The sequence below is a fragment of the Streptomyces sp. NPDC045968 genome, from assembly GCF_056430475.1.
Map to the genome: position 1 here is coordinate 75516 of NZ_JBWKLF010000014.1, position 24128 is coordinate 99643.

22 protein-coding genes and 2 pseudogenes are annotated in these 24128 nt (G+C 72.2%); 14 read left to right on the plus strand and 10 right to left on the minus strand.

The genetic code is table 11. The features are described 5' to 3' along the window. Positions 1-37 precede the first annotated feature (37 nt). The 4 genes and pseudogenes from AC07FA_RS31500 to AC07FA_RS31515 form a co-directional block, all read left to right on the plus strand. A complete protein-coding gene (locus tag AC07FA_RS31500) occupies positions 38-877 on the plus strand; it encodes a DeoR/GlpR family DNA-binding transcription regulator (RefSeq protein ID WP_479079743.1) in 840 nt (279 codons plus the stop codon). Between the two features lie 69 nt (positions 878-946). Next, entirely contained in the window at positions 947-1399 is a 453-nt protein-coding gene (locus AC07FA_RS31505; protein WP_479079744.1) for an SRPBCC family protein, read from the plus strand. 81 nt (positions 1400-1480) lie between these two features. Next, positions 1481-3514, plus strand: coding sequence for a hypothetical protein (locus tag AC07FA_RS31510; protein ID WP_479079745.1), 2034 nt, complete (start codon positions 1481-1483; stop codon positions 3512-3514). Positions 3515-3539: 25 nt separating this feature from the next. After that, positions 3540-3779, plus strand: a pseudogene (locus AC07FA_RS31515) (SRPBCC family protein); the annotation flags it as partial. A gap of 49 nt (positions 3780-3828) precedes the next feature. Here the strand turns inward: AC07FA_RS31515 and cds1 are convergent. Beyond that, positions 3829-4962, minus strand: coding sequence for an L-cysteine desulfhydrase Cds1 (cds1, locus tag AC07FA_RS31520; RefSeq protein ID WP_479079746.1), 1134 nt, complete (start codon positions 4960-4962; stop codon positions 3829-3831). Between the two features lie 182 nt (positions 4963-5144). Here cds1 and AC07FA_RS31525 point away from each other — a divergent pair, with 182 nt between their 5' ends. Both AC07FA_RS31525 and AC07FA_RS31530 read left to right on the plus strand, forming a co-directional pair. Further along, positions 5145-5462 carry a hypothetical protein gene (locus tag AC07FA_RS31525; RefSeq protein WP_479079747.1) on the plus strand — a complete coding sequence of 106 codons (318 nt, stop codon included), beginning with the start codon at positions 5145-5147 and terminating at the stop codon, positions 5460-5462. Positions 5463-5656: 194 nt separating this feature from the next. After that, positions 5657-6169: an ATP-binding protein gene (locus AC07FA_RS31530; RefSeq protein WP_479079748.1), complete on the plus strand. Its 513-nt coding sequence runs from the start codon at positions 5657-5659 to the stop codon at positions 6167-6169. A 27-nt stretch (positions 6170-6196) separates the two neighbouring features. Here the strand turns inward: AC07FA_RS31530 and AC07FA_RS31535 are convergent, their stop codons facing one another. The 3 genes from AC07FA_RS31535 to AC07FA_RS31545 are packed head-to-tail and all read right to left on the minus strand — an operon-like array spanning position 6197 to position 9833. Further along, positions 6197-8767 (minus strand): ABC transporter permease, encoded by a 2571-nt coding sequence (locus AC07FA_RS31535; protein ID WP_479079749.1) that lies wholly within the window; start codon positions 8765-8767, stop codon positions 6197-6199. Further along, positions 8764-9549, minus strand: a complete 786-nt coding sequence (locus AC07FA_RS31540) for an ABC transporter ATP-binding protein (protein ID WP_479079750.1) — start codon at positions 9547-9549, stop codon at positions 8764-8766. Before AC07FA_RS31540 ends, AC07FA_RS31535 begins: the two co-directional genes overlap by 4 nt. After that, a complete protein-coding gene (locus AC07FA_RS31545) occupies positions 9546-9833 on the minus strand; it encodes an SHOCT domain-containing protein (protein ID WP_479079751.1) in 288 nt (95 codons plus the stop codon). The genes AC07FA_RS31540 and AC07FA_RS31545 overlap by 4 nt, the downstream gene beginning before the upstream one ends. Positions 9834-10034: 201 nt before the next feature. Here AC07FA_RS31545 and AC07FA_RS31550 point away from each other — a divergent pair, with 201 nt between their 5' ends. The 3 genes and pseudogenes from AC07FA_RS31550 to AC07FA_RS31560 all read left to right on the plus strand — a co-directional run bounded on the left by AC07FA_RS31550 (position 10035) and on the right by AC07FA_RS31560 (position 12083). Then, a complete protein-coding gene (locus AC07FA_RS31550; RefSeq protein WP_479079752.1) occupies positions 10035-10604 on the plus strand; it encodes a TetR/AcrR family transcriptional regulator in 570 nt (189 codons plus the stop codon). Positions 10605-10614: 10 nt separating this feature from the next. Next, positions 10615-11196 (plus strand): DUF4865 family protein, encoded by a 582-nt coding sequence (locus tag AC07FA_RS31555; RefSeq protein ID WP_479079753.1) that lies wholly within the window; start codon positions 10615-10617, stop codon positions 11194-11196. Continuing rightward, a pseudogene (locus AC07FA_RS31560) lies at positions 11190-12083 on the plus strand (phosphotriesterase family protein). The gene AC07FA_RS31555 and the pseudogene AC07FA_RS31560 overlap by 7 nt, the downstream one beginning before the upstream one ends. Positions 12084-12122: 39 nt before the next feature. On the opposite strand, the gene AC07FA_RS31565 reads toward AC07FA_RS31560, so the two are convergent. Next, positions 12123-13337 (minus strand): ROK family protein, encoded by a 1215-nt coding sequence (locus tag AC07FA_RS31565; RefSeq protein WP_479079754.1) that lies wholly within the window; start codon positions 13335-13337, stop codon positions 12123-12125. A gap of 217 nt (positions 13338-13554) precedes the next feature. On the opposite strand from AC07FA_RS31565, the gene AC07FA_RS31570 reads away from it, so the two are divergent. Both AC07FA_RS31570 and AC07FA_RS31575 read left to right on the plus strand, forming a co-directional pair. Beyond that, positions 13555-14682, plus strand: coding sequence for an MFS transporter (locus tag AC07FA_RS31570; protein ID WP_479079755.1), 1128 nt, complete (start codon positions 13555-13557; stop codon positions 14680-14682). Positions 14683-14737: 55 nt separating this feature from the next. Continuing rightward, positions 14738-15493, plus strand: a complete 756-nt coding sequence (locus AC07FA_RS31575) for a maleylpyruvate isomerase family mycothiol-dependent enzyme (protein WP_479079756.1) — start codon at positions 14738-14740, stop codon at positions 15491-15493. A gap of 48 nt (positions 15494-15541) precedes the next feature. Here AC07FA_RS31575 and AC07FA_RS31580 read toward each other — a convergent pair whose 3' ends face one another. Continuing rightward, on the minus strand, positions 15542-15943 hold the full coding sequence (locus AC07FA_RS31580) for a MarR family winged helix-turn-helix transcriptional regulator (RefSeq protein ID WP_479079757.1): 402 nt from the start codon (positions 15941-15943) through the stop codon (positions 15542-15544). An 86-nt stretch (positions 15944-16029) separates the two neighbouring features. Here AC07FA_RS31580 and AC07FA_RS31585 point away from each other — a divergent pair, with 86 nt between their 5' ends. Beyond that, complete coding sequence (locus tag AC07FA_RS31585) at positions 16030-17622, plus strand: MFS transporter (protein ID WP_479079758.1); 1593 nt, start codon at positions 16030-16032, stop codon at positions 17620-17622. Positions 17623-17714: 92 nt separating this feature from the next. Here the strand turns inward: AC07FA_RS31585 and AC07FA_RS31590 are convergent, their stop codons facing one another. The 3 genes from AC07FA_RS31590 to AC07FA_RS31600 form a co-directional block, all read right to left on the minus strand. After that, positions 17715-18380: a response regulator gene (locus AC07FA_RS31590; RefSeq protein WP_479079771.1), complete on the minus strand. Its 666-nt coding sequence runs from the start codon at positions 18378-18380 to the stop codon at positions 17715-17717. After that, positions 18377-19651 (minus strand): sensor histidine kinase, encoded by a 1275-nt coding sequence (locus tag AC07FA_RS31595; RefSeq protein ID WP_479079759.1) that lies wholly within the window; start codon positions 19649-19651, stop codon positions 18377-18379. The genes AC07FA_RS31590 and AC07FA_RS31595 overlap by 4 nt, the downstream gene beginning before the upstream one ends. A 117-nt stretch (positions 19652-19768) precedes the next feature. Next, on the minus strand, positions 19769-20548 hold the full coding sequence (locus AC07FA_RS31600; RefSeq protein WP_479079760.1) for a TetR/AcrR family transcriptional regulator: 780 nt from the start codon (positions 20546-20548) through the stop codon (positions 19769-19771). A 148-nt stretch (positions 20549-20696) separates the two neighbouring features. Between AC07FA_RS31600 and AC07FA_RS31605 the strand changes: the two genes are divergently transcribed. Further along, positions 20697-21182: a nitroreductase family deazaflavin-dependent oxidoreductase gene (locus tag AC07FA_RS31605; protein ID WP_479079761.1), complete on the plus strand. Its 486-nt coding sequence runs from the start codon at positions 20697-20699 to the stop codon at positions 21180-21182. 84 nt (positions 21183-21266) lie between these two features. On the opposite strand, the gene AC07FA_RS31610 is transcribed toward AC07FA_RS31605, so the two are convergent. Beyond that, entirely contained in the window at positions 21267-22493 is a 1227-nt protein-coding gene (locus tag AC07FA_RS31610) for a geranylgeranyl reductase family protein (RefSeq protein ID WP_479079762.1), read from the minus strand. A 194-nt stretch (positions 22494-22687) separates the two neighbouring features. On the opposite strand from AC07FA_RS31610, the gene AC07FA_RS31615 reads away from it, so the two are divergent. Further along, positions 22688-24052 carry a M20/M25/M40 family metallo-hydrolase gene (locus tag AC07FA_RS31615; protein WP_479079763.1) on the plus strand — a complete coding sequence of 455 codons (1365 nt, stop codon included), beginning with the start codon at positions 22688-22690 and terminating at the stop codon, positions 24050-24052. The last annotated feature ends 76 nt before the right edge of the window (positions 24053-24128 follow it).

Below are 24128 nucleotides of genomic sequence, written 5' to 3' on the forward strand. Positions count from 1 at the left end.
GGGACCGTACGGCCAGAGGGAAGGACCGGACCCGACGTTGAGCGAGAATCAGAATCTGCTCGCGGAGCAGCGGCGTGCCCTGATCCTCGACGAGGTGCGCAAGCGTGGCGGAGTCCGGGTCAACGAGCTGACCCGCAGGCTGAGTGTCTCCGACATGACGATCCGTCGGGATCTGGACGCGCTGGCGCGCCAGGGTGTCATCGAGAAGGTGCACGGCGGTGCGGTTCCGCTGGTCGGGACGAGCACGCACGAGCCCGGTTTCGAGGCCAAGTCGGCGCTGGAGCTGAGCGCCAAGGAGGACATCGCGCGGGTCGCCGCGGCGATGGCGGCGCCGGGCAGCGCGATCGCCCTGTCCGGCGGGACGACCACGTACGCGCTGGCCCAGCAGCTCCTGGACGTGCCCGACCTCACGGTCGTGACGAACTCGGTGCGGGTCGCCGACGTGTTCCACGGCGCGCAGCGCACGGCCTCGACCGGCGGTGCGCGGGCGGGGGCTGCCACGGTCGTGCTGACCGGTGGCGTGCGGACGCCCTCGGATTCCCTCGTCGGCCCCGTCGCCGACCAGGCGATCGCTTCGCTCCACTTCGATGTGCTGTTCCTCGGAGTGCACGGCATCTCGGTCGAGGCCGGGCTGTCGACGCCGAATCTGGCGGAGGCCGAGACGAACCGCCGTTTCGTGCGGGCCGCTCGACGGGTCGTCGTGGTGGCCGACCACACCAAGTGGGGCACCGTGGGCCTGAGTTCGTTCGCGACTCTCGACGAGGTGGACACCTTCGTCACCGACGCCGGGCTGCCCGCCGGTTCGCGCGCGGAGATCGAGGAGCATCTGCCGGGCCTGGTGGTGGCGGGCGATTCCGCCGACGCGGGCGCGGTGTAGGCGCTCACCGCCCCCGACCGGCGGTTCCGCTCAGCTCGCGGCGCTCCCGTGAGGTCCTAGGATCGTGGTGTGGCCGTTTTCCGGATCGAGCGCTTCACTCCCCTTCCCGCCGCCGAGGCATGGCGCCGGGTGACCGACTGGGAGCGGCACGGCGCGCTCGTCCCCCTCACCTCGGTGACCGTACCCACCGGCCCTCCCACCAGGATCGGCACCGTCTTCGTGGCCCGGACGGGCCTGGGTCCGCTGGCGTTCGACGACCCGATGGAAGTGGTCAGGTGGACGCCGCCCGCAGCCGGGCGGGCGGGTCTCTGCCAGCTGGAGAAGCGCGGCTCCGTGGTGCTGGGCCGGGCGGCGATCGATGTCTATCCGACGGATTCCGGTTCCCATGTGGTGTGGGTGGAGGAGCTGCGCGTGCGGTCGCTGCCGCGGTGGGCCGATCCGCTGGTCGCCTCCGCGGGCCGCCGGGCCTTCGCGCGGGTGCTCGACAGGCTGCTGGACGGGGCGACGGGGCGCCACCCGTAGCGCCGGCGGTGTGACCGTCACATGATTGGCTCGTTTGTCGGTGTGACGGTTTTCGCCTACGGCTCAGAAGGCACCGATTTCATGCCGATCCACCACCCGCGGCAATCGCGGCAGTTGTCCGACGGCGACAGCGCGCGTTCCGGAGTACAACAGGCCGAGGCCGCGCTCGTCGAGCACTATCCACGTCTCGTCCGGCTCGCCTACCTCGTCCTTCCGCCGTCGCTCGGCCGGCACCGGCGGGTGCTCGCCGCGCACGCCACGGTGCAGCGGGCGCTCCCCGGCCCGCGAACGAGCCCCGAGCGGCCGCCCGTTCCCGTTCTCTCGCGGATTCCGGCGCAGACCCGCGGCGCCATACCGGCGGGGGGCGCGGGCACCCGCCCGGAGGCTCCCGCGTACGTCTGGATGCGGCTACGGGTGCTCCGTACCGCACTGGCGTACGAACGGCGGCCCCGCTGGTGGCCCGGCCGGCTCCCGGCGCCGGCCGCTCTGCGCCCGACGGTCCCGCTCGTCTGGGGACTGCGGCTCTTCCCCCGGGCGGGCGGCGTCGAGGAACTGGTGCTGGACCGGGCGCTGTCCCAGGTGCCCGGGCCCGTGCGCGCCGCGTTCGCCCTCCAGATGCTGGAGGCACTGTCCGACGCGGAGGTCCGTGCGCTGCTCGGGCAGGCGGGCGCCGTCGATCCGGCGCTCGCGGTGCGCGCGGCCGGGCGGCTCGCGGCGCCCGACCGCCCAGGAGCCGAACTCCTGCTGCGTTCGGGCGAGTTCGATCCGTGCATGGTGCAGACGCGGCCCAGCGATCTGCTGCGGCGCAGACACCGGTTGCGTGCCGCCGCGGCCGCCGCCGCACTGTGCGTGGTCGCGGGTGCGCTCGTGATCGCGGCCGGGGGCGCCTCCACGGGTGTCGCGGACGCCGGAGCGGGGGCGCGCTCCGCGTTCGCCCCCGCGCTCGATCCCGCCGGGCTGCTGCGGACGGCCGCGGAGGAGTGGGCGGACACCTCACGTGTCGACTTCACCGCCTGGCCGGCCCGCGGCGACCGCGCCGACGACCGGGAGCTGCTGGGCCGGGCGCTGCGCGCCTGGGGGCGGACACCGCGCACGGCGACGGTCTCCGCGACTCCGGGCACCGTCGTGGTACCGCCCGCCCAGCCGCCCAGGCTGCTGTACGCGGGCGAGGTGGACGGGGCGGCGGTGGTGCTTTTCCACGACGGGGGCGTACGTCTCGTGCGGTACGCGGAGCCGTTGTCCGGGGCCGGTGGGTCCGCGCTGGACTTCGCTCGGGCCGATGACGCCGGGGTGACCACGGGCGCCGCCGTGGTGATCAGCCGCAGCGGTGAGGGGGCCCGGTTTCTGCTGGCTCCGTGGATCGCGCGGAGCGCCACACGGGATCTGCTCGCCCCGGACGCCCCGGCCCGCGCGCTGGACGTGGGCCGGGACGGGGTGACGGCCACGGTGCCGCGGCCCGCGCCGGGCGGCACCTGCGATGCCTGGCCGGCGCTCCAGTTGAGCTCGTCGCAACGGATCGTGGAGAAGCACGCGTTCCTCCTCACCGATCTGGGCGATCTGACCCCGGCACACCTCACCTACACGCCGCGGCCGGCCTCGGATGCCGCACCGCGTCAGCCGCGCGAGGCGACGAGCGCATCCGCGCTGCTGAGCTGGGCGCGTACGGCCTGCTCACTGCGGGCGGTACGCGGCGGCGGCGTCCGCGCGGTCAACAACTGGGAGTTCGCCGAGCAGGCCCTGCCCGAGACCCGGGCTTCGGCGAGCTGGCTCTGCACCAGGGCGGACACCTGGCAGGGGCCGGGCCGGGTGCTGGTGCAGTTCGCCCAGCCCGGCCCCTCCCGCACGGCCCCCGCCACGGTGGTCGCCGACCGCGGTGACACGGCGCTGTGCAGCCGCTTCGGGCAGCACATCCTGGCGGGGACGCACTGGAAGGCACCGTCGGGCCGGTGGTACGTCCTGGCGGCGGGCAGCCGGGCGGTGAGCCGCATCGAGGCGCGCGGAGCGGCGCGTGGCAGCGCGGAGGGTACGACGCTGGCGGTACGCGCTCCGCGGAGCGCGTCGGTCGGCCTGACGGCCCGGCTGCACTCGGGCGGGACGCTGTCCGCCGTGCGATGACGAGCACGGCGACGGACATCTGGAGCAACCCGGTGAGCGGTACGCCTACCGGGCCGATGAGACCAACGCCCCCGGCATGACCGCCCTGTTGGAGGAGTGGCGGCTCTCTCCGGCCGGTAGGGGGACGCGGGTGCGGTGGACGTTCGCCACCGACGGCGGGGCGCTGTTCCGGTGTGCGGTGCGGCTGGGGCGGGCGGGGATCGGCCGCGCCTTCCGGAGCGCCGTGCGCGATCTCGGGAGGCGGCCGGCCGGGACCGCCGGCTGACGCCCGCGAAGACCCGGGGCCCGCCCGGCGGATCATGGCCGGACAGACTCTAGGCCGGCCAGTTCCCCGTAGCCAGGAAGTGGTCGATCGTCTCGGTGTACGGGGCAATGTCCAGCCCCTGTCCGCCGAGCCAGCTGTCGGAGTAGTACTTGTCGAGGTAGCGGTCGCCCGGGTCGCAGATCAGGGTCACGATGCTGCCGGTGCTGCCCTGTTCCACCATCTCGGCGACCAGCTTGAAGGCGCTCCACAGTCCCGTACCCGTCGAGCCGCCCGCCTTGCGGCCGATGGCGCGTTCCAGTGCGCGGACCGCGGCGATACTGGCCGCGTCCGGCACCTTCATCATCCGGTCGATGGCACCGGGCAGGAAGCTGGGCTCCATCCGGGGCCTGCCGATGCCCTCGATGCGGGAACCGCAGTCGCTGGTCGCCAGCGGGTTGTGATGGGTCCAGCCGTCGAAGAAACAGGAGTTCTCCGGGTCGGGCACACAGATCCGGGTGTCGTACTGCATGTAGTGGACGTAGCGGGCGATCGTCGCCGAGGTGCCGCCCGTCCCCGCCGTCGCGACGATCCAGGCGGGCTCCGGGTACCGCTCCAGCCGGAGCTGCTGGTAGATGGATTCGGCGATGTTGTTGTTGCCGCGCCAGTCCGTGGCCCGCTCCGCGTAGGTGAACTGGTCCATGTAGTGCCCGCCGGTCTCGGCGGCGAGCGCCGCGGACTCCTCGTACATCTTCCGGGAGTCGTCGACGAAGTGGCACTGTCCGCCGTGGAATTCGATCAGCCGGCACTTCTCGGGGCTGGTGGTGCGGGGCATCACCGCGATGAACGGCACACCGATCAGCTTCGCGAAGTACGCCTCCGACACGGCCGTCGAACCGCTGGACGCCTCGATGACCGGCTTGCCCCGGCGGATCCAGCCGTTGCAGAGCCCGTACAGGAAGAGCGAACGGGCCAGCCGGTGCTTGAGGCTGCCGGTGGGGTGCGTCGACTCGTCCTTGAGATAGAGGTCGATCCCCCACTGCTCGGGCAGCGGGAAGCGCAGGAGGTGGGTGTCGGCCGAGCGGTTGGCGTCGGCCTGGACCTTGCGTACGGCTTCCTTCAGCCAGGCCCGGTACTCCGGGTCCGTGCGGTCGATGTCCACGGTCGCAGCGGCCCCACCGTCACGTCTGTGCCCACTGGTGTCCATCAGCGTTCCTCCTCGTGTCACCGATACTCGCCGCCCCCACGATATTCCCCCCACCTGCACAAACGTTGACTTTGATGGTCCATAGCCCTGCCTTGGTGGCGACCGGCCGGGCGGCCTGGTGCGGACGCGTCCGGCCAGGCACACTGCACAGGAGGAGACAGCCGAAAAGGGGGCGATTCACCGTGCGGGAAACGGAGTTCAGCGCGAGCGGGGTCAGGATCGAACGGTGGGCCCGCTCACTCACCAGGGCCGGCTGCGTGGTCGTCAAGGACGGCCGGGTGGCCCTCCTGACGAGCAACGGCCGGGAGATCGACAGTGCTCCGGTGGGCGCGGTCAGGGTGGGAAGGGGATGGTTCCCCGCGGCCGACGCGGCGATCGCGCGGCTCAACGGGGTGCGCTACCGGCTGACGATGGGGCAGCGGAGCCGTGGCCGCGACGGGGCGGCGCGGGCTCGCCGTCTGCTCGACGTACTGCGCCGCGCGGGGGCGGACGGCAGCTGACGGTCACGGTCGGCGACCGCGAGTTGCGGAGTGCGACCGCCTGCGGCACGCTGAACCCACGTCACTGATGGCGCACCGGCGGTGACACTGTGATCCAGTCTCCGCCGGAGCGCGACCACAGACCAGAGACAGCAGCCAGCATCTGCTATCCGTTCCTTCGTCTTCTTCCGGACCTATTTCGGGGAGTCGCAGCCGTGATCAGCGAGCCAAGCAGGCACTGCGCGGTGGAGCTCCAGGCCCTGCCGTCGCGGATCGGTCAGGTCCGCAGAATAATCTCGGCGCAACTGCGCTACTGGCATCTCGATCCTCTGATCGACCAGGCAGCGCTCGGCGTCACCGAACTGCTGACCAACGTCCACCGGCACGCACAGCCGGACAAATCATGCACCGTCGAGATCGAGCTGCTGCTCGACCGTCTGACGGTCTCCGTCCACGACCACGACCCACGGATGCCGACCCTGGGCGACGCCGATTCGGACTCCACCTCGGGGCGCGGACTGGCACTGATCGCCGCGGTCAGCGAGAGCTGGGGCGTGCGGCCGGCCGGCGGGGCGGGCAAGGTCGTCTGGTTCACCCTCCCCGCACCGTGCGGCACGTCCACGCTGCCGCCGCTCGCGGTGTACGGGTCGACCACCGACGGCCCGTTCGCCTTCCGTCCCCTGGAGAGGGGCGCGCAGGCGCCCGCCCGGTCGGCCGTCGTCGGCTGACCGGGCGGGGGCTCGGCGGGTGTCCCGCTACTCCGTGGCGATGGCGCGCAGTACGTCGAGGCGTGCGGCGCGCCGGGCCGGCCGCCAGCCGGCCAGCGCGCCGGCGGCGAGTCCGACCAGGCCCACCACGAGCAGCCTGCCGGGGGCCAGGGCGAACGCGAAGGCGGTATCGCCCGAGCCTTCCGACGCCTCGACGAGGACCCAGCCGAGGAAGGCGCCGAGGAGCAGCCCGCCTGCCGTGCCGAACGCGGCGACCAGGACCGACTCCCAGCGGACCATGGCCCGCAGCTGGTTCCTGGTCTGTCCGACGGCCCTCAGCAGGCCCAGTTCCCTGGTGCGTTCGTGAAGGGCCAGGGTGAGGGTGTTGGCGATGCCCAGTAGTGCGATCAGCACGGCGAGTGCCAGCAGCGCGTAGATCAGCGTGAGCATCATGTCGATGCCGCCGGCCGAGGACCGCGCGTACTCCTCGCGGGTCTGGACCTCCGGGCTGCCGTAGGCCTCCGCGGTCCGTTCCACGGCGGCTTTTCCGGCGGCCATGGACACTCCGTCCCTGAAGGCCACGGCGATCAGGGAGTCGGAGTCCTGGGCCCGGTGCGGAGCCCACGCCGCGCGGGTGATGAGGTAGTCGCCCGCGAGCTCCGGCTGTGCGAAGACGGCGCGGACGGTGAAGGTCTGCGTGGTGCCGTCGGTGAAGGTGAGCCGGGTGGTGGAGCCGGTACGCAGGTCGCGCTCCGCGGCCTCCGTGTCCGACAGGGCGAGGCCGTCCGCACCGAGCGAGGCGAGTGATCCGTCGACCGCTCCGAGGTCGAGGACTTCGGCGAGTGCGGCCGGGTCGGTGACGGTGAGGGCCCGCCCCGAACCGTCCACCTCGGCGACGCCCTTGCCGAGACCGACCGCGGCGGCGACCTCGGGCCGCTGGTCCACGGCCGGGGCGAGTTTCGGGCTGAGCCCGCTGCCGCCCGCGCCGAACGCGGGTGCGCTGATCGCCACGTCGCCTGCGAAGGACCGGTCCACGGTCTCGTCCATGGTCGCCTTCAGCGAGGCGCCGAAGACGGTGAAGAGGGACACGACGGCGACACCGGTCATCAGGGCCGTGGCGGTGGCCGATGTCCGCTTCGGGCTGCGCAGCGCGTTGCGCTTGGCCAGCGCCCCTGTGACGCCCCGCAGCCGGTCGAGCGGTGCGCCGAGGATGCGTACGGCGTACGAGGAGGCGACCGGGCCGAGCACCACGAAGGAGACGAGCATGAGAACGGCTCCCGCGGCCGACAGCCATACGGACGGGGTGACGAGGACGCCGGTCAGGGTGACGGCGACTGCGGCGAGGAGCAGCGCGCCACCGAGGACGGCCCGCTTGCGGGAGGCAGCCGAGTCGTCGACCGCGGTCTCGCGCAGGGCGGCGAGCGGCGCGATGCGGCCGGCCCGGACGGCGGGCACCAGGGCGGAGCCGAGGCAGACGACGATGCCGACGCCCAGGGGCAGAAGCATGGAGAGCCCGCTGATGACCAGCGCGCCTTCGGGGAACGGGAATCCGATGACGGGGAACAGTGCCTGGAGTCCGGCGGCGATCGCGATGCCACCGATCAGACCGGCCGCGGAGGCGATGATCCCGACGACGGTGGCCTCGACGAGGGTCGAGCCGACGATCTGGCGGCGGGAGGCACCCAGTGCGCGCAGCAGCGCGTTCTCGCGGGTGCGCTGGGCGACGACGATCGCGAAGGTGTTGTGGATGGAGAACGTCGCGACCAGCAGCACGATCCCGGAGAACACCAGGAGCAGCGTGGTGAACAGGCTGAGGAAGGCGCCGGAGATCATGTCCTGGTTCTCGGTGGCGGACGCCTGTCCGGTGATGGCCTCCACTCCCTCGGGCAGGACGGGGCGCAGCGCGTCGACGAGTTCCTGCTGGCCGGTGCCGGGGCCGGCCCTCACCTGGATGCTCGCCGCCCCGCCGGGTTTCGGCGTGAGGTACTTCTCCGCGTCAGCCTGCGTCATTCCGGTGTAGGTGACTTGGGCCATGCCGTCCTCGCCGCCGAACGTGGCGAGGCCGACGAGGGTGACGCGTACGGGGTCGGGGGTGCGCAGCACGGTCGTGTCGCCGATCTTCAGCCCGCCCCTGTCGGCGGTGCCACGGTTGACGACGACCTCGCCGGGCGCCGAGGGAGTCCGTCCCTCGGCGAGCCGGTAGGGGTTGAGCTCGGGGTCCTCGATCCAGTTCCCCGCGACGGTGGGCGGTCCCTGGCCGCCGATGGGTTCGCCGTCGGAGCCGATGAGCTGGCCGGCGCCCTCGATACGGGGAGCCGCGGCGGCGACCCCGGGGGTCCGCTCGATCTGCCGCACCAGTCCGGTGTTCACGGGCCGCCGGGTGCCCTGGGTCTCACCGGAGACGGTGACCACGTCGGCGCTGCGCACGACAGCGTCCGTACCGCCGGCCGCGGTGCCGAACATGCTGTCGAAACCGGCGCGGAGGGTGTCGCCCATGACGAGGGTTCCGGCGAGGAAGGCCACCCCGAGCAGGACGGCGGTGAAGGTCCCGGCGAAGCGTCGTTTGTGGGCGCGGAGCGAGGAGAGACTGAGGCGCGCGGAGGCGCGGGCGCTGCTCATGAGGTCACCGCCGATGTGCCGGACGGAGAGTCGAACGCCTTGAGCCGGTCGAGTACGCGCTCCGCCGTGGGGTCCTGCATCCGGTCGACGAGCCGGCCGTCCGCGAGGAAGAGGACCTCGTCGGCGTGGGCGGCCGCGACCGGGTCGTGGGTGACCATCACGACCGTACGGGAGGTGGTGCGGACCGTGCGGCCCAGGAGCCGCAGGACCTCGTCGCCCGCACGGGAGTCGAGGTTGCCGGTCGGCTCGTCGGCGAAGACGACGTCCGGGCTGCCCGCGAACGCCCGTGCCACGGCGACGCGTTGCTGCTGACCGCCGGAGAGTTCGCTCGGCCGGTGGTGCAGCCGGTCGCGCAGTCCGACGGTGTCGATGAGTGCGTCGAGCCACTCACGGTCGCCCCGCTCCCCCGCGAGGTCCATCGGCAGGGTGATGTTCTCGGCGACCGTGAGGGTCGGGATGAGGTTGAAGGACTGGAAGACGAAACCGATACGCCGGCGCCGCAGCAGGGTGAGCCTGCGGTCGTCGAGCGTGCTGAGATCGGTGCCGCCGACGAAGGCCGAGCCGGAGGTGAGGGTGTCGAGTCCGGCGGCGCAGTGCATCAGCGTCGACTTGCCGGAGCCCGAGGGGCCCATGATCGCGGTGAAACGGCCGGCCGGGAAGCCGACGCTCACCCCGTCCAGGGCCCTGACCTCGGTGTCCCCGGAGCCGTAGACCTTCACGGCGTCGACGACCTGAGCGGCTGTGGTGCCCGCGGCGGGCGTGGTGCGGACGGAGGTGGTCATGCCGCACCGCCCTTGGTACGGCCGAACTGCTCGTCCAGGACGGAGAGCCGGCGCCAGTACTCCTCCTCGTCGATCTCGCCCGCCGCGAAGCGCCGGCCGAGAAGGGCGATCGGAGAGGAGACACCGGGGCCGCCCTCGGACGTCCGCGCCTGCCAGGGGGCTCGGCGTCCGCGCCAGATGGTGCGGCGCAGGAGGGTCACGCCACCGGCCACGACGGCCGCCCAGATGAGCGGGAAGAGGAGGATCCAGGGTCCGGGCCCGCCGGAGTGCGCCAAAGTGTTCATCTCGGTCAGCTCCCTCGTCAGAGGTCGTGGCTCGCGTTCTTCTGTCGCTCACGAGCCTGTCGTGGGAGGGGGGTCCCGGTCGTCGTACGGCCAGCGGCAGTGCGCGTACCCCCGCGGGAGTACACCGGGCCGACGGGACTGCTCCCGGTGGGTACGCGCGCTTCCATGGATTCTGTACCTACTGGTATGTACAGTGAGCGCATGAGCACTCCGGAGCGTCTGATCGAGGCCACCCAGGAGCTGCTGTGGGAGCGCGGCTACGTGGGGACGAGCCCCAAGGCCATCCAGCAGCAGGCGGGGGCGGGCCAGGGCAGCATGTACCACCACTTCACGGGCAAGCCCGGCCTCGCACGCGCAGCCATCCTCCGCACGACCGAACAACTCCGCGCCGCTGCGGGGCAGTCGCTCGACGGGCCCGGGACGGCGCGGGAGCGGCTCTCGGCGTATCTCCTGCGTGAACGGGACGTGTTGCGTGGCTGCCCGGTGGGCCGTCTGACGATGGACCCGGATGTGGTGGCGAGCGACGAGCTGCGCACCCCGGTCGACGAGACCCTCGCCTGGCTCCGCGGCCGGCTCGCCGAGATCGTCCAGGAGGGCCTGGAGCAGGGTGAGTTCGGTCCGGGGATCGTGCCGGAGGAGATCGCGGCGACGATCGTCGCCACCGTCCAGGGCGGCTATGTGCTCGCGCGTGCCTCGGGCTCACCCGCCGCGTTCGACGCGGCTGTGGCCGGCCTGCTCGCCCTGCTCACGTCTCGTCACCCCACCGCCTGAGGAGAACCCGATGCATGCGATGCAGTACGAGATCACTCTGCCCGCCGACTACGACATGGGGATCATCCGCGAACGGGTGGCCATGAAGGGGCACCTCCTGGACGAGTTCCCGGGTCTCGGCCTCAAGGCGTTTCTGATACGTGAGCGGGGCGGGAGTTCGCCGGTCAACCAGTACGCACCGTTCTACCTCTGGTCCGCCCCCGAAGGCATGAACGCCTTCCTCCTCGGACCCGGATTCCAGGGCATCGTCAATGACTTCGGCCGGCCCCCGGTGCAGCACTGGACGGGCCTCTCGTACGCCGAGGGGCGCGCGGCGTCCGCACGCCCCCGCACCGCGGTGCGCCGCCGCGAACTCCTCCCTGAATCGGTCGACCCGGGGGTGGCGATCGCCGCCGCCGCCGAGAAGTCGCTGCGGCAGGCCACGGAGCCGGGGGCCGTCGCCACGGCGCTGGCCGTCGACCCGCGGCACTGGGAGCTGGTTCATCTCAGCCTCTGGGAGCAGGAGGCACCGGAGGCCGAGGGTGACCGCTACGAGGTGCTGCATCTGTCGGCGCCCGAGCGCGACCGGCTGGACCGCGGGAGGCAGTGGTGAGCACGGTCCGGACGGTCCTCGGCGACATCCCCGCCGGGGAGCTGGGCGTCTGTGACGCCCACGACCATCTCTTCATCCGCAGTCCCCGGCTGCCGGGGCAGGAACTCGCCGACCCCGCCCTGGCCGGGGAGCGGCTGCGCGCCTTCCACGGACTCGGCGGGCGGTCGGTGGTGCAGTGGACTCCGTACGGGATGGGACGACGGGCCGAAGACCTGGCGGCGCTCGCCCGCGCCACCGGGGTCCATGTGGTGGCGGCGACGGGTCTGCATCAAGCGGCCCAGTAAGCACCGGAGTTGCTGGGGCGGATCGCGGACGGTCTGGCCGGTCTGTTCGTCGCGGGGCTGACGGACGGCATCGGGACGACCGGGGTGCGGGCGGGGCTGATCAAGGTCGCGGGCGCCTTCCACGGCGTGGACCGTCACGCCCGGTCCACCATGACGGCGGCGGCCGAGGCGCACCACCGCACGGGCGCGCCGATCGCGGTCCATCTGGAGCTCGGGACGGGTGCGATCGACGTACTGGAGTTGCTGTGCGGGGAGTTGGAGGTCGATCCGGGGCGCGTGATCCTCGGCCACCTGGGCCGCTCGCCGGACGGGTTCGTGCAGCGCGAAGCGGCGCGGGCGGGAGCGTTCCTCGCCTTCGACGGGCCGTCGCGCGCCCATCACGCCACCGACTGGCGGCTGCCTGAGCAGCTGTCGGAGCTGGCCGACGCCGGATTCGGCGGGCAGTTGCTGATCGGTGGCGACACGACGGTGCCGGAGACCCCGGGGATGCCGTATCTGCTGCGCCGGCTGCGTCCTCGGCTGGAGCACGTCCTCGGTGCGGAGTTGCTGGACACCGTGCTGGTCGGCAATCCGGCGCGGGCGTTCGCGTTCGGCCCGCCGTAGCCGCCCCGGCAGGCATGGCGGCACCCCGCCCGATCGCTGTCAGGCGAGGGCGGCGAGCGGGTCGTCGAGCACCGGCTGCCAGGCCAGTTCGGCCGCGCCCACCAGGCTGTTGTGGGCCAGGGTGCACGGCAGGATCGGCACGCTCCCGCTGCGCCCCCACAGGCTGCGGTCGGCGACGACCGCACGGAGCCGTTCGGGGTCGGCGTCGAGGAGGTCGCGGTGGAGTCCGCCGAGGATGATGCGGTCCGGGTTGAGGATGTTGACCAGTCCGGCGAGGCCCAGGCCGAGCCGGTCGATCAGCTCCTCGGCGGCGTTGCGTACGGCCGCGTCCTCGTACTCCGTACGCAGCAGATCGCCGGCCTGCTTGAGCAGTGACTCCTCCGGCCCCGGCTCCCGGCGGGCCGTGGTGAGGAAGGCGAGCGGGTCGGTCTCGACGTCCAGGCAGCCGCGGCCACCGCAGTGACAGGGGCGCCCCTCGGCGTTCACCGTGAGATGCCCCACCTCCAGCGCGAGTCCCGAACTGCCGCTGTGCAGACGCCCGTCGAGGACCAGGGCGCCGCCCACACCGCGGTGCCCGGTGGCGACACACAGCAGGTGCTGGGCGCCGCGCCCGGCACCGTGCCGGTGTTCGGCGAGGGCGGCCAGGTTGACGTCGTTCCCGGTGAACGCGGGGCCGGTGATGCCCGTCTCACGGACGCAGTCGGCGAAGATCTCGCGGACGGGCGAGCCCGCGGGCCAGGCGATGTGCAGCGGATTGAGGGCGGTGCCCTCCGGTTCGGCGACGGCGGAGGGCACGGCGAGTCCGGCACCGACGCACCGCAGTCCGGTGTCCCTCAGCAGTTGGGCGCCCGCCGCGACGACCTCGCCGAGGACCTGGGCGGGGTCGGCCATGACGGTGACACAGCCGGGTGCGGTGGCGACGATCCGGCCGCCGAGTCCGACCAGCGCGGCGCGGAATCCGTCGGCGTGGACCTGGGCGGCGAGAGCCACCGGGCCGGTCTCGCTGACGGCGAGGCGGTGCGAGGGGCGGCCCTGCGAACCGGCGGCGGAGCCGGGGCTCGAGTCGACCCGGATGAGCCCGAGCGCCTCCAGTTCCGCGGCGACAGCGCCCGCGGTCGCGCGGGTGACGCCGAGTTCGGAGGTCAGTACGGCGCGCGTGGGCGCGCGTCCGGTGTGGACCAGTTCGAGCGCGGGCCCGAGCGCGCTGCGGCCCCGCTCCAACTTTGTCCGGGTAGTGGTCGCCTTGCCGTTCATGGGGGCGAGTCTCCCATGATCCGGAGGTCCCGCCGACGCTCAGGTGCCGTGCGGTGTCCGCCGGGGTGCGCGGCGGGCAGCCGTCTTGCGTCTGTTGTCCGGGCGCCTCTATGCTGAGTTTGTGCCGCAACTAAACAAACTGCGGACGGCCCTCCCGGGGGGACCTGGCGGAGACACCGCCCCACCCTCGTCGGCCCGACTCCGTACCGCCCTGACCGTGTTCTTCGCCCTCGACGGTTTCCTCTTCGCCGGCTGGGTGGTCCGCATCCCGACCATCAAGCACCAGACCGGCGCCACCGCCTCCACCCTCGGGCTCGCTCTGCTGGGCGTCTCCGCCGGCGCCGTGATCACCATGATGCTCACGGGCAAGCTCTGCCGGCGCTACGGAAGTCATGCCGTCACCGTGGTCTGCGGCGTTCTGCTCCCCCTGAGCATCGCGCTCCCCGCGCAGACCCGCTCACCGCTCGGCCTCGGCCTGGTACTGCTGGTGTTCGGCGCCGCGTACGGCGGCATGAACGTGGCGATGAACAGCGCCGCCGTCGACCTGGTCTCCGCCCTCCGCCGCCCCGTGATGCCGAGCTTCCACGCCGCGTTCAGTCTCGGTGGCATGATCGGCGCCGGGCTCGGCGGCCTGGTCGCCGGTAGCCTCTCCGCCGCCACGCATCTGACGGCGCTCACCTGCATCGGGCTGGTGGTGACCGCGGCCGCCGGACCGGCGCTGCTGCGCCATCGGAACGCCTCGGCGGCCACCCCCGCCCCCGGGCGGGCCACCCCCGCTCCCCCGCGACCGCTGAGCGGGCGGGCCCGCCGGATCGTGCTCCTCTTCGGAGTGATCGCCCTCTGCACCGCGTACGGCGAAGGCGCGCTGGCCGACTGGGGCGCCCTGCATCTGGAGCAGGATCTGAACGCCGCGCCCGGTCTGGCCGCCGCCGGATACTCCCTGTTCGCCCTGACCATGACCATCGGGCGACTCAGCGGAACCGCGCTGCTGGAGCGGCTCGGCCAGACCCGGACGCTCGCCCTGGGCGGTGCGACGGCCTCGGCCGGAATGCTGCTCGGAGCCCTCGCGCCGACCGCCTGGCTCGCCCTTCTCGGCTTCGCCGTCACGGGTCTGGGACTGGCCAACATCTTCCCCGTCGCCGTCGGCCGGGCCGGCGAACTCGCGGGCTCGAGCGGGGTGGCCGCCGCGTCGACGCTCGGTTACGGCGGCATGCTGCTGGGCCCGCCCGCCATCGGCTTCCTGGCCGACTGGTTCTCGCTGCCGGTGGCACTCACGACCGTGGCTCTCCTGGCCGCTGCCGCGGCGGCGCTGGGATACGGCGCACGCAACGCCGCGCACGCCTGAAGGGCATGAGAGAAAGGGGCCGGGCCACCATCCGTACCCCTGGCAGAATCACGACATGAAGATCGCCGAGCACATCACGTCGCTGTCCGACGAAGGCCGTTCACTCGCGGCCGCGGCCGAGAAGGCGGGGCCCGACGCCCAGGTGCCGACCTGCCCCGACTGGCAGGTGCGCCATCTTCTCCGGCACACCGGCATGGTGCACCGCTGGGCGACCGCGTTCGTGGCCGAGGGCCACACGGCGTACCACCCGGACGGCGGTGAACCGGACCTGGACGGGGCCGAGTTGCTGGACTGGTTCCGTGAGGGTCACGGGCTGCTGGTCGATGCGCTGAAGGCCGCGCCCGCCGACCTCGACTGCTGGTCCTTCATGCCCGCGCCGTCCCCGCTGGCCTTCTGGGCCCGGCGTCAGGCCCATGAGACGACAGTGCACCGGGTGGACGCCGAGTCGGCGCTCGGCGGGTCGCTCTCCCCCGTCGGCGAAGCTCTCGCGCTGGACGGGATCGACGAACTGCTCACCTGCTTCCACGCCCGGCCGAAGAGCCGCGTACGGACCGGTATACCGCGCACGCTGCGGGTGCGGGTCACGGACGCGGACGCGGCGTGGACCGTACGACTGTCGGCCGAGCCGCCGCAGGCCGTGCGGAGTGGGACCTCCTTTGGACAGGAGCCCGTCGACTGCGAGGTGAGCGGTACCGCCGAGCAGCTCTACCTCACACTCTGGAACCGGCTCCCACTGTCCGCGGTCACGCTCGACGGCGACCACGGACTGGCCCGGCTGTGGACGGAGAACTCCGGGATCACCTGGTCGTGACCGTCCGGCGCCCGCCGGACCGGCGGGCGCCGGCCGTATGGAACGCACTCAGCCCCGCGGCCCGTTCAGCATGCGGGAGAGCACCGATCGCTGGAGCGGCCGGACCTCGGCGTGGAGGGCCCGCCCCTTGTCCGTGAGCGTGACGCGCACGCCACGGCGGTCCTCGCTGCACATGCCCCGGCAGACCAGCCCGTCCTTCTCCAGCCGCGCGATGAGACGCGAGAGCGCGCTCTGACTGAGATGGATCCGGGAGGCGATCTCCTGTACACGACAGGAGGCGTCGCCGTCCCCGGCCGGGCCCTCCGCGAGAACGTCGAGCACCTCGAAATCACTTGCTCCGAGGCCGTGTTGATGAAGCGCACGGTCGAGCTCGCACAGGGTCCTGGCATGCAGCGCGAGGATGTCACGCCACTCGTCGACGAGTGCCCGCTCGGACTTGTTCCCTGCCATAACCGCACGTTAGCAGAGAGGGAGCCATTTGTTGCATGAGAATTAAATGCATTTGCATTCAATGCATGTGCATGTACTGTCACCGCATGACCTCTCCGCTCAACGTCCCCCAATCACAAGAGCGTTGGAGCCCCCGCCTCTGGGGCACCCTGCTGGTGCTCTGCGGCGCGATGTTCCTGGATGCTCTCGACGTCTCCATGGTCGGCGTCGCCCTCCCGTCCATCGCCGACGATCTCGGCCTCGGCACCTCCAGCCTGCAATGGATCGTCAGCGGCTACATCCTCGGCTACGGCGGGCTGCTCCTCCTCGGCGGCCGCGCGGCCGACCTGCTCGGCAGGCGTCGCGTGTTCCTGATCGCCCTCGCCGTGTTCGCCCTCGCCTCGCTTCTCGGCGGGCTCGTCGATTCGGGGCCGCTGCTCATCGCCAGCCGCTTCATCAAGGGGCTGAGTGCCGCGTTCACCGCCCCGGCGGGTCTCTCGATCATCACCACGACCTTCAAGGAGGGCACGCAGCGCAACCGTGCCCTGTCCATCTACACCACCTGCGCGGCCACCGGCTTCTCCATGGGCCTCGTACTGTCCGGTCTGCTCACCCAGCTCTCCTGGCGCTGGACGATGCTGCTGCCCGCCCCCATCGCCCTGCTGGCACTGGTGGCCGGCCTGAAGCTGATCCCGCACAGCGACCGCGACCGCACCAACCGCGGCTACGACCTGCCGGGCGCCGTCACCGGCACGGTCTCCATGCTGCTGCTGGTCTTCACCGTCGTACAGGCCCCCGAGGTGGGCTGGACCTCCGCCCGCACGCTCCTGTCGTTCCTCACCGTGATCGTCCTCCTCACCTCCTTCGTCCTGATCGAGCAGCGCACCGCGAACCCGCTCATCCGGCTCGGAGTCCTGCGCTCCGGCGACCAGGTCAGGGCGCAGCTGGGCGCAGCGGCCTTCTTCGGCAGCTATGTCGGCTTCCAGTTCCTGGTCACCCAGTACATGCAGTCACTGCTCGGCTGGTCCGCGCTCCAGACGGCGCTCGCCTTCCTGCCCGCGGGCGTGCTGGTCGCCCTCTCCTCGACGAAGATCGGCGCCGTGGTGGACCGGTTCGGCACACCACGCCTGATCGCGGCCGGTTTCGCCTTCCTCGTCGTCGGCTACGCGCTCTTCCTGCGCATCAGCCTCACCCCGTCCTACGCCGCGGTGATCCTGCCTTCGATGCTGCTGCTCGGCGCGGCCTGCGCGGTGGCCTTCCCCTCGCTCAACATCCAGGCCACCAACGGGGTGGACGACAACGAACAGGGCATGGTCTCCGGACTGCTGAACACCTCCTTCCAGGTGGGCGGTGCCATCTTCCTGGCCGTGGTGACCGCCGCGATCACGGCGGACGGCGGTGGCGACGGATCGCCACAGGCCGTGCTCGACAGCTTCCGGCCGGGCCTGGTCGTGGTGACCGTGGTCGCGCTCGCCGGACTGCTGATCACCCTCACCGGGCTGCGCCGGAGCCGTCCCGCGCAGCACTCGGTGCTCGTCGCCTCGTCCGAGGGGGACCGGGCCGCGGCGGCCGAGGCCGGTTCAGCGGCCGGGGTCGGTTCAGCGGCCGGGGTCGGTTCAGCGGCCGGGGTCGGTTCAGCGGCCGGGGTCGGTTCAGCCACCGAGGTCGGTTCAGCCGCCGGGGCAGGGATCGGAAAGTGACGGTCCGGGACTGACGCGGCGGCAGGGGGCGGTGGCTGTAGGGGTGTTGTCGCCGTACAGCCACTGCCCCCTGCGACAGCCCGGCTGTCGCCTCAGCCGAGCCAGCCCGGCCGTACGAGTCCCGACTCGTAGGCGAGTACGACGAGTTGGGCCCGGTCCCGGGCGCCGAGCTTCACCATCGTGCGGCTGACATGAGTCTTGGCGGTCAACGGGCTGACGACGAGCCTGCGGGCGATCTCCTCGTTGGACAGACCGATCCCGACGAGCGCCATCACTTCCCTTTCCCGCTCGGTGAGTTCGTCCAGGGCCGTCGCAGCGGCGGGCTCCTTGGAACGCGCCGCGAACTCCGCGATCAGACGGCGCGTCACGCCCGGCGAGAGCAGGGCGTCTCCCCCGACCACCGCACGTACCGCACGCAGAAGCTCCTCGGGCTCGGTGTCCTTGACGAGGAAGCCGGAAGCGCCGGACCTGATGGCCTCGAAGACGTACTCGTCCAGTTCGAAGGTGGTGAGCATGACCACCTTCACCTCGTTCAGCGCGGGATCGCCGGTGATCGTGCGTGTCGCGGCGAGACCGTCCATCCGCGGCATCCGGATGTCCATCAGCACCGCGTCGGGCCGCAGTTCACGCACCAGACGTACGGCCTGCTCACCGTCGGCCGCCTCACCCGCCACCTCGATGTCCGGCTGGGCGTCCAGCAACGCCCGGAAGCCGGCCCGGACCAGCAGTTGGTCGTCGGCGAGCAGTACGCGGATCACCATGTCTCCTCTTCCTGCGGCGCCGCCGGGTCCTGCGAACCGGTCGGCAGCGGGAACTCCGCGCTCACCCGGAAGCCGCCTCCGGGCCGGGGGCCCGCCTCGATGGTGCCACCGAGCGCCGCGGCCCGCTCCCGCATTCCGACGAGTCCGTTGCCGCTGCCTCCTGCGTCACTGCCGGTGGCGGGGCCCTCGTCGTCGATACGGAGCCGGATGCGCCCGGCGCCGTATCCGACACGGACCGCGGCCGTACGCGAGCCCGAGTGCCGCACCACGTTCGTCAGAGCCTCCTGCACGATGCGGAAGGCGGCGAGGTCGGTGCCGGGCGGGACCGCGCCGCGCGCCCCCTCGGTCTCGACGGTGACGGTCAGCCCCGCGCCCGATGCCTGCTCCACGAGTTCGGGCAGCCGGTCGAGTCCCGGGGCCGGGGCCCGGGGGGCGTCGCCTGGGGTACGGAGGTTGGCGAGGACCTGGCGCACCTCGCCCAGGGCCTCCTTGCTGGCGGACTTGATGGTGGTGAGCGCGATACGGGCCTGCTCCGGGTCCGAGTCGAGGAGCGCGAGGCCCACCCCGGCCTGGACGTTGATCACCGAAATGCTGTGGGCGAGGACGTCGTGGAGCTCCCGGGCCATCCGCAGCCGCTCCTCGTCGGCCCGCCGCTTCTCCGCCGCCTCGCGCTCGGCACGGGCCGCCGCCCATTGCTCACGCCGTACGCGCAGCAGCTCGGCGGCGGCGACGATCGCGATCACCCAGGCGGTGACGAGGGCCTCCTGCCCCCAGCCGGCCGCGCCGTCACCGGCCGGCGGCAGCCATCGGTAGAGCCAGTGCGCCAGGAGCAGATGACCGGCCCAGAGCACACCGAGCGACCACCAGGCGGCCCGCCGATGCCCGGAGACGATGGCACCGAAGCAGCCGACGGCGACGGCGACGAAGACGGGGCCGTACGGATATCCCGCCCCGAGATAGACGAGCGTCGCGGCCGAGGTACCGGCCACCGCCGCCACCGGTTGACGGTGCCGGAACAGCAGCGGCGCGACAGCGAGGAACAGCAGAACCCGCGCGAACACGTCCAGCGCCTGCCGGTCCTGGGACTGGGCCGCGAAGTTCGTGCCCGCCATCACGAAGACCAGAAGCGCGGCGGTCGAGGGCCACGGCAGTCCCGCGGCGGTCGGCATCCCGACTCCGGACAGCCGACGCGGGAATCCGCCACGCCCCCAGGGGCCATCGCATCCCCGGTCGGCCCCGTCACTTCTGCGCCAGCGCTGCTCTTCCATGCCGGCCACGCTAGACGGAGAGCCCCCAGGCGGGCGTCAGCCGGGCGTGGTGATCAGGCGTACTCCCAGGGGAGTACGCCGGGGCGGAATCGGGCGCGGCCCGGGCCTCGTGCCCCGTCAGTCGCGCCGGGGCGGCACGGCGGGCACATCCGTCATGCCGACCGAGCGGGCCAGATCGCCCGCCGCCTGACGGAACAACGACTCCCTGGCCTCGACGACCCGGTTGAACTGGCCGAAGACCTCGAACGAGATCAGCCCGAAGAGCTGAGCCCAGGCGGCGACAAGCGCGGCCACCACCGCCGGAGGCAGGTCGGGCGCCAGGTCGGCTGTCATGCGGTCGGCCTCGGCGCGCAGTTCCCCGGGCAGCGGCGGAACCGCCAGACCATCGGTGCGATAGGCGTCCCGGACGAGATCGATGAGCACGAGTCCCACGCGCGAGGCGGGCCCGATGGTGTCCTGCGGGGCGATGTAACCCGGCACGGGCGACCCGTAGATCAGGGCGTACTCATGGGGATGGGCGAGGGCCCAGTCGCGTACCGCGCAGGCGACCGCCGTCCAGCGCCGGCGATGCGGGGCGGCGACCGTGGTGCCGCCCGCCGCCCGGGCCACCGGCTCCTCCCCCGCCGGTCCGCCGAGGGGGTCGCGGGCGGCGTCGCGGGCGGCTTCCGCCGTCTCGCCCACGGCCTCGTAGGCATCGACGATGAGCGCCGTGAGCAGCTCGTCACGGCTGGGGAAGTAGCGGTAGAGAGCGGAGGAGACCATGCCCAGCTCGCGGGCGACCGCCCGCAGCGACAGTTTCGCCGCTCCGTCCGCCGCGAGCTGCTTCCTCGCCTCGTCCTTGATCGCGGCGGTCACTTCGATGCGGGCGCGCTCCCGCGCCCCTTTGATCTTGCTCATGGCTTCCACTCTGCCACGGGATCAGATCACTGACCACTATCGAGAGCACTGCTCTTGCATTTGTGCAGCTGTCTCGTACACACTGATCTCAAGCGAGAGCACCGCTCTCCGAATCTCTCCACAGCTCTCCACAAGCCGGAGGTTTCCCATGTCCCAGCCGCAGCCCCGACCGCAACCTCAGCCCCAGCCGTACTACCTTCAGGGAAACGCCTTCGCCGTCCGGATGAACAGCGTCATCGGCTGGCTGGCCCGGCACGGCGTGAGCCTGCTCGGTACGGCGGAGATGTCGGTGCGCGGCCGCAAGAGCGGGCAGATGCAGCGCATCCCCGTGAACCCCCACGTCCACGACGGCGCGCAGTACCTGGTCTCCGCCCGCGGTCACTCCCAGTGGGTGCGCAACATGCGGGCCGCGGGCGGCGGCGAGCTGCGCGTGGGCCGCAGGACCCGGACCTTCACCGCGGTGGAGATCGCGGACGACGAGCAGAAGATGCGGATCGTCCGCGCCTACCTGGAGCGGTGGGGATGGGAGGTCAACCAGTACTTCAAGGGCATCACCGCGAAGTCGACCGACGAGGAACTCCTCGCCGCCTGCCCCGACCACCCCGTCTTCCGGATCACCGTCCGGAAGGACTGAGCCGCCGGGCCCTGACAGCCCCGTCCCGGCTCCGCCGCTCCGTTCCGGCTCCTCGGCCCGGCTCCGCTCCCCCGCCCCGCCCCGCTAGCGGTCCATCGCGGACAGGGCCCGCTGCGCCAGCGGATGCGTACGGACGAGCTCGGCCAGCGAGGTCGTCCCCCGGGTCACCCCGGCGAACGCCGTCCAGGCCGGCCGGAAGCCCGTCAGCACCGCGTGCAGCACCCCGGGGCGGCGCTCGAACAGCTTGAGCATGCGGCGGCCGACGCTCATCTCGACGCCCAGCCCCGCCTTGATGGCGAACGCGTAGTTGAGGGCCTGGCGTCGTGCGTCCACCGCGTCGTGCGACTCCGCGATCCGGACCGCCCACTCGCCCGCGAGGCGACCGGAGCGCAGGGCGAACGAGATCCCCTCCCGGGTCCACGGCTCCAGCAGGCCCGCCGCGTCACCGCACACCAGCACCCGCCCGCGCGAGAGCGGCGAGTCGTCGCTGCGGCAGCGCGTCAGATGGCCGGAGGAGATCTTCGGTTCGAAGCCGGCGAGCCCCAGCCGGGCGATGAAGTCCTCCAGATACCGCTTGGTCCCCGCGCCGTCGCCGCGCGCCGAGATCACACCCACCGTCAGCGTGTCGCCCTTGGGGAAGACCCACCCGTAACTCCCGGGCATCGGGCCCCAGTCGATGAGCACCCGCCCCGCCCAGTCCTCCGCGACCGTCTCCGGGACCGGGATCTCCGCCTCCAGACCGAGGTCCACCTGGTCGAGCTTCACCCCGACATGTGCTCCTATCCGGCCCGCGCTGCCGTCCGCACCGACGACCGCCCGGGCGAGGACGGTCTCGCCACCGGTGAGCACCACGGCGACCGTGCGCCGGTCCGGCACGGCGGACCCGTGCTGCTCGACACGCAGCACCGCCACCCCCGTACGCAGCTCGGCGCCCGCCTTCTGCGCGTGCTCCACCAGGCCGGCGTCGAACTCGGGCCTGTTGATCAGCCCGAAGAGCATGCGCCTGGACCGACGGGTGCGGGCGAACTTCCCGTTGAGCGAGAAGGTGACCGCGTGGATCCGGTCCTGCAGGGGCAGTTCGAAGCCCGGGGGCAGGGAGTCGCGCGAATATCCGATGATGCCGCCGCCGCAGGTCTTGTACCGGGGCAGTTCCGCCTTCTCCAGGAGCAGTACCCGCCGGCCCGCGACGGCCGCCGCATACGCCGCGGAGGCTCCGGCCGGACCCGCGCCCACTACGACGACGTCCCATACCGACTCCGGTACCGACGGCTCTTCGTGCTCACGTCCGGCGTCTGCGTTCTCGCTGCTCACGATGTGCTTCTGCTCCCGATCCGACCAGTGGCCCCAGCTGCTCACGGCATCCTACGGCGCGGCGCGGCCGGTCCCCCCTGTGGGAGGATCGGCCATGCTTTTGTCATACGTTCGACGCCGCACCCACGGTGTCACCCACAAGGCGTGCACCACCGCGCCGTACTCATAACGTCGCACCCACGAGGAGCGTGCCCATGACCGCCCGTCCGATTTCCGAGACCGTCGCCTCGCTGATGCCCCGGGCCAAGGCGGAGCTGGCCGAGCTGGTGGCCTTCCGGTCGGTCGCGGACCCCGCGCAGTTCCCGAAGAGCGAGTGCGAGGGGGCCGCCCGCTGGGTCGCCGACGCGCTGCGCGCCGAGGACTTCCAGGACGTGGCCCTGCTCGACACGCCGGACGGCACCCAGTCGGTCTACGGGTTCCTGCCCGGACCGGCCGGCGCCCCGACCGTGCTGCTGTACGCGCACTACGACGTACAGCCGCCGCTCGACGAGCCCGCCTGGCTCTCCCCGCCGTTCGAGCTGACCGAGCGCGACGGCCGGTGGTTCGGCCGCGGTGCCGCCGACTGCAAGGGCGGATTCCTGATGCATCTGCTCGCGCTGCGCGCCCTCAAGGCGAACGGCGGTGTGCCGGTCTCCGTCAAGGTGATCGTCGAGGGTTCGGAGGAGCAGGGCACCGGCGGTCTTGAGCGGTACGCGGAGGCGAACCCGGAACTGCTCGCCGCCGACACGGTCGTCATCGGTGACACCGGGAACTTCCGGGTCGGTCTCCCCACGGTCACCGCGACGCTGCGCGGTATGACGATGCTCCGGGTGACGCTCGACACCCTCGAAGGGAACCTGCACTCGGGACAGTTCGGCGGCGCGGCCCCCGACGCGCTGGCCGCCATGATCCAGCTGCTGGCGTCGCTGCGCGCGGCGGACGGCACGACCACGGTCGACGGCCTCACCGCGGACACGGAGTGGGACGGGCTGCAGTACCCGGAAGCCGAGTTCCGCAAGGACGCGAAGGTGCTCGACGGCGTGGAGCTGATCGGTACGGGCACGGTCGCGGACCGCATCTGGGCGCGCCCCGCCGTCACCGTCATCGGTATCGACTGCCCGCCCGTCGTGGGGGCCACGCCCTCGCTCCAGGCGAGCGCGCGGGCCCAGATCAGCCTGCGGGTGCCGCCGGGCCACGACGCCGCCGAGGCGACGAAGCTGCTGACCGCACATCTGGAGTCGCACGCCCCGTGGGGTGCGCGGGTCTCCGTGGAGCAGATCGGTCAGGGCCAGCCGTTCCGGGCCGACATCACCAGCCCCGCGTACACGTCGATGGCGGAAGCCATGCGGGTGGCGTACCCGGGCGAGGAGATGCAGTCCTCCGGCATGGGCGGCTCGATCCCGCTGTGCAACACCCTCGCGTGCCTCTACCCGGACGCGGAGATCCTGCTCATCGGCCTGAGCGAACCCGAGGCCCAGATCCACGCGGTGAACGAGAGCGTGTCGCCCGAGGAGCTGGAGCGGCTCTCGGTCACCGAGGCACTGTTCCTGCGGAACTACGCGGAGTCCAGGAGCGCCTGACCGACGTCCCGTCGCCGACGGGCGCCCGGGCGCTCGGGCGAACCGGCGGGCTTTCGGGCGAAGTCGCCAGGAGCAG

Excerpts from the sequence above, each read along its gene's own strand:
- AC07FA_RS31510 (WP_479079745.1), top strand. The coding sequence starts at position 1,481 with ATGCCGATCCACCACCCGCGGCAATCGCGGCAGTTGTCCGACGGCGAC.
- cds1 (WP_479079746.1), bottom strand. The coding sequence starts at position 4,962 with ATGGACACCAGTGGGCACAGACGTGACGGTGGGGCCGCTGCGACCGTG.
- AC07FA_RS31535 (WP_479079749.1), bottom strand. The coding sequence starts at position 8,767 with ATGAGCAGCGCCCGCGCCTCCGCGCGCCTCAGTCTCTCCTCGCTCCGC.
- AC07FA_RS31540 (WP_479079750.1), bottom strand. The coding sequence starts at position 9,549 with ATGACCACCTCCGTCCGCACCACGCCCGCCGCGGGCACCACAGCCGCT.
- AC07FA_RS31545 (WP_479079751.1), bottom strand. The coding sequence starts at position 9,833 with ATGAACACTTTGGCGCACTCCGGCGGGCCCGGACCCTGGATCCTCCTC.
- AC07FA_RS31550 (WP_479079752.1), top strand. The coding sequence starts at position 10,035 with ATGAGCACTCCGGAGCGTCTGATCGAGGCCACCCAGGAGCTGCTGTGG.
- AC07FA_RS31555 (WP_479079753.1), top strand. The coding sequence starts at position 10,615 with ATGCATGCGATGCAGTACGAGATCACTCTGCCCGCCGACTACGACATG.
- AC07FA_RS31565 (WP_479079754.1), bottom strand. The coding sequence starts at position 13,337 with ATGAACGGCAAGGCGACCACTACCCGGACAAAGTTGGAGCGGGGCCGC.
- AC07FA_RS31575 (WP_479079756.1), top strand. The coding sequence starts at position 14,738 with ATGAAGATCGCCGAGCACATCACGTCGCTGTCCGACGAAGGCCGTTCA.
- AC07FA_RS31580 (WP_479079757.1), bottom strand. The coding sequence starts at position 15,943 with ATGGCAGGGAACAAGTCCGAGCGGGCACTCGTCGACGAGTGGCGTGAC.
- AC07FA_RS31585 (WP_479079758.1), top strand. The coding sequence starts at position 16,030 with ATGACCTCTCCGCTCAACGTCCCCCAATCACAAGAGCGTTGGAGCCCC.
- AC07FA_RS31595 (WP_479079759.1), bottom strand. The coding sequence starts at position 19,651 with ATGGAAGAGCAGCGCTGGCGCAGAAGTGACGGGGCCGACCGGGGATGC.
- AC07FA_RS31600 (WP_479079760.1), bottom strand. The coding sequence starts at position 20,548 with ATGAGCAAGATCAAAGGGGCGCGGGAGCGCGCCCGCATCGAAGTGACC.
- AC07FA_RS31605 (WP_479079761.1), top strand. The coding sequence starts at position 20,697 with ATGTCCCAGCCGCAGCCCCGACCGCAACCTCAGCCCCAGCCGTACTAC.
- AC07FA_RS31615 (WP_479079763.1), top strand. The coding sequence starts at position 22,688 with ATGACCGCCCGTCCGATTTCCGAGACCGTCGCCTCGCTGATGCCCCGG.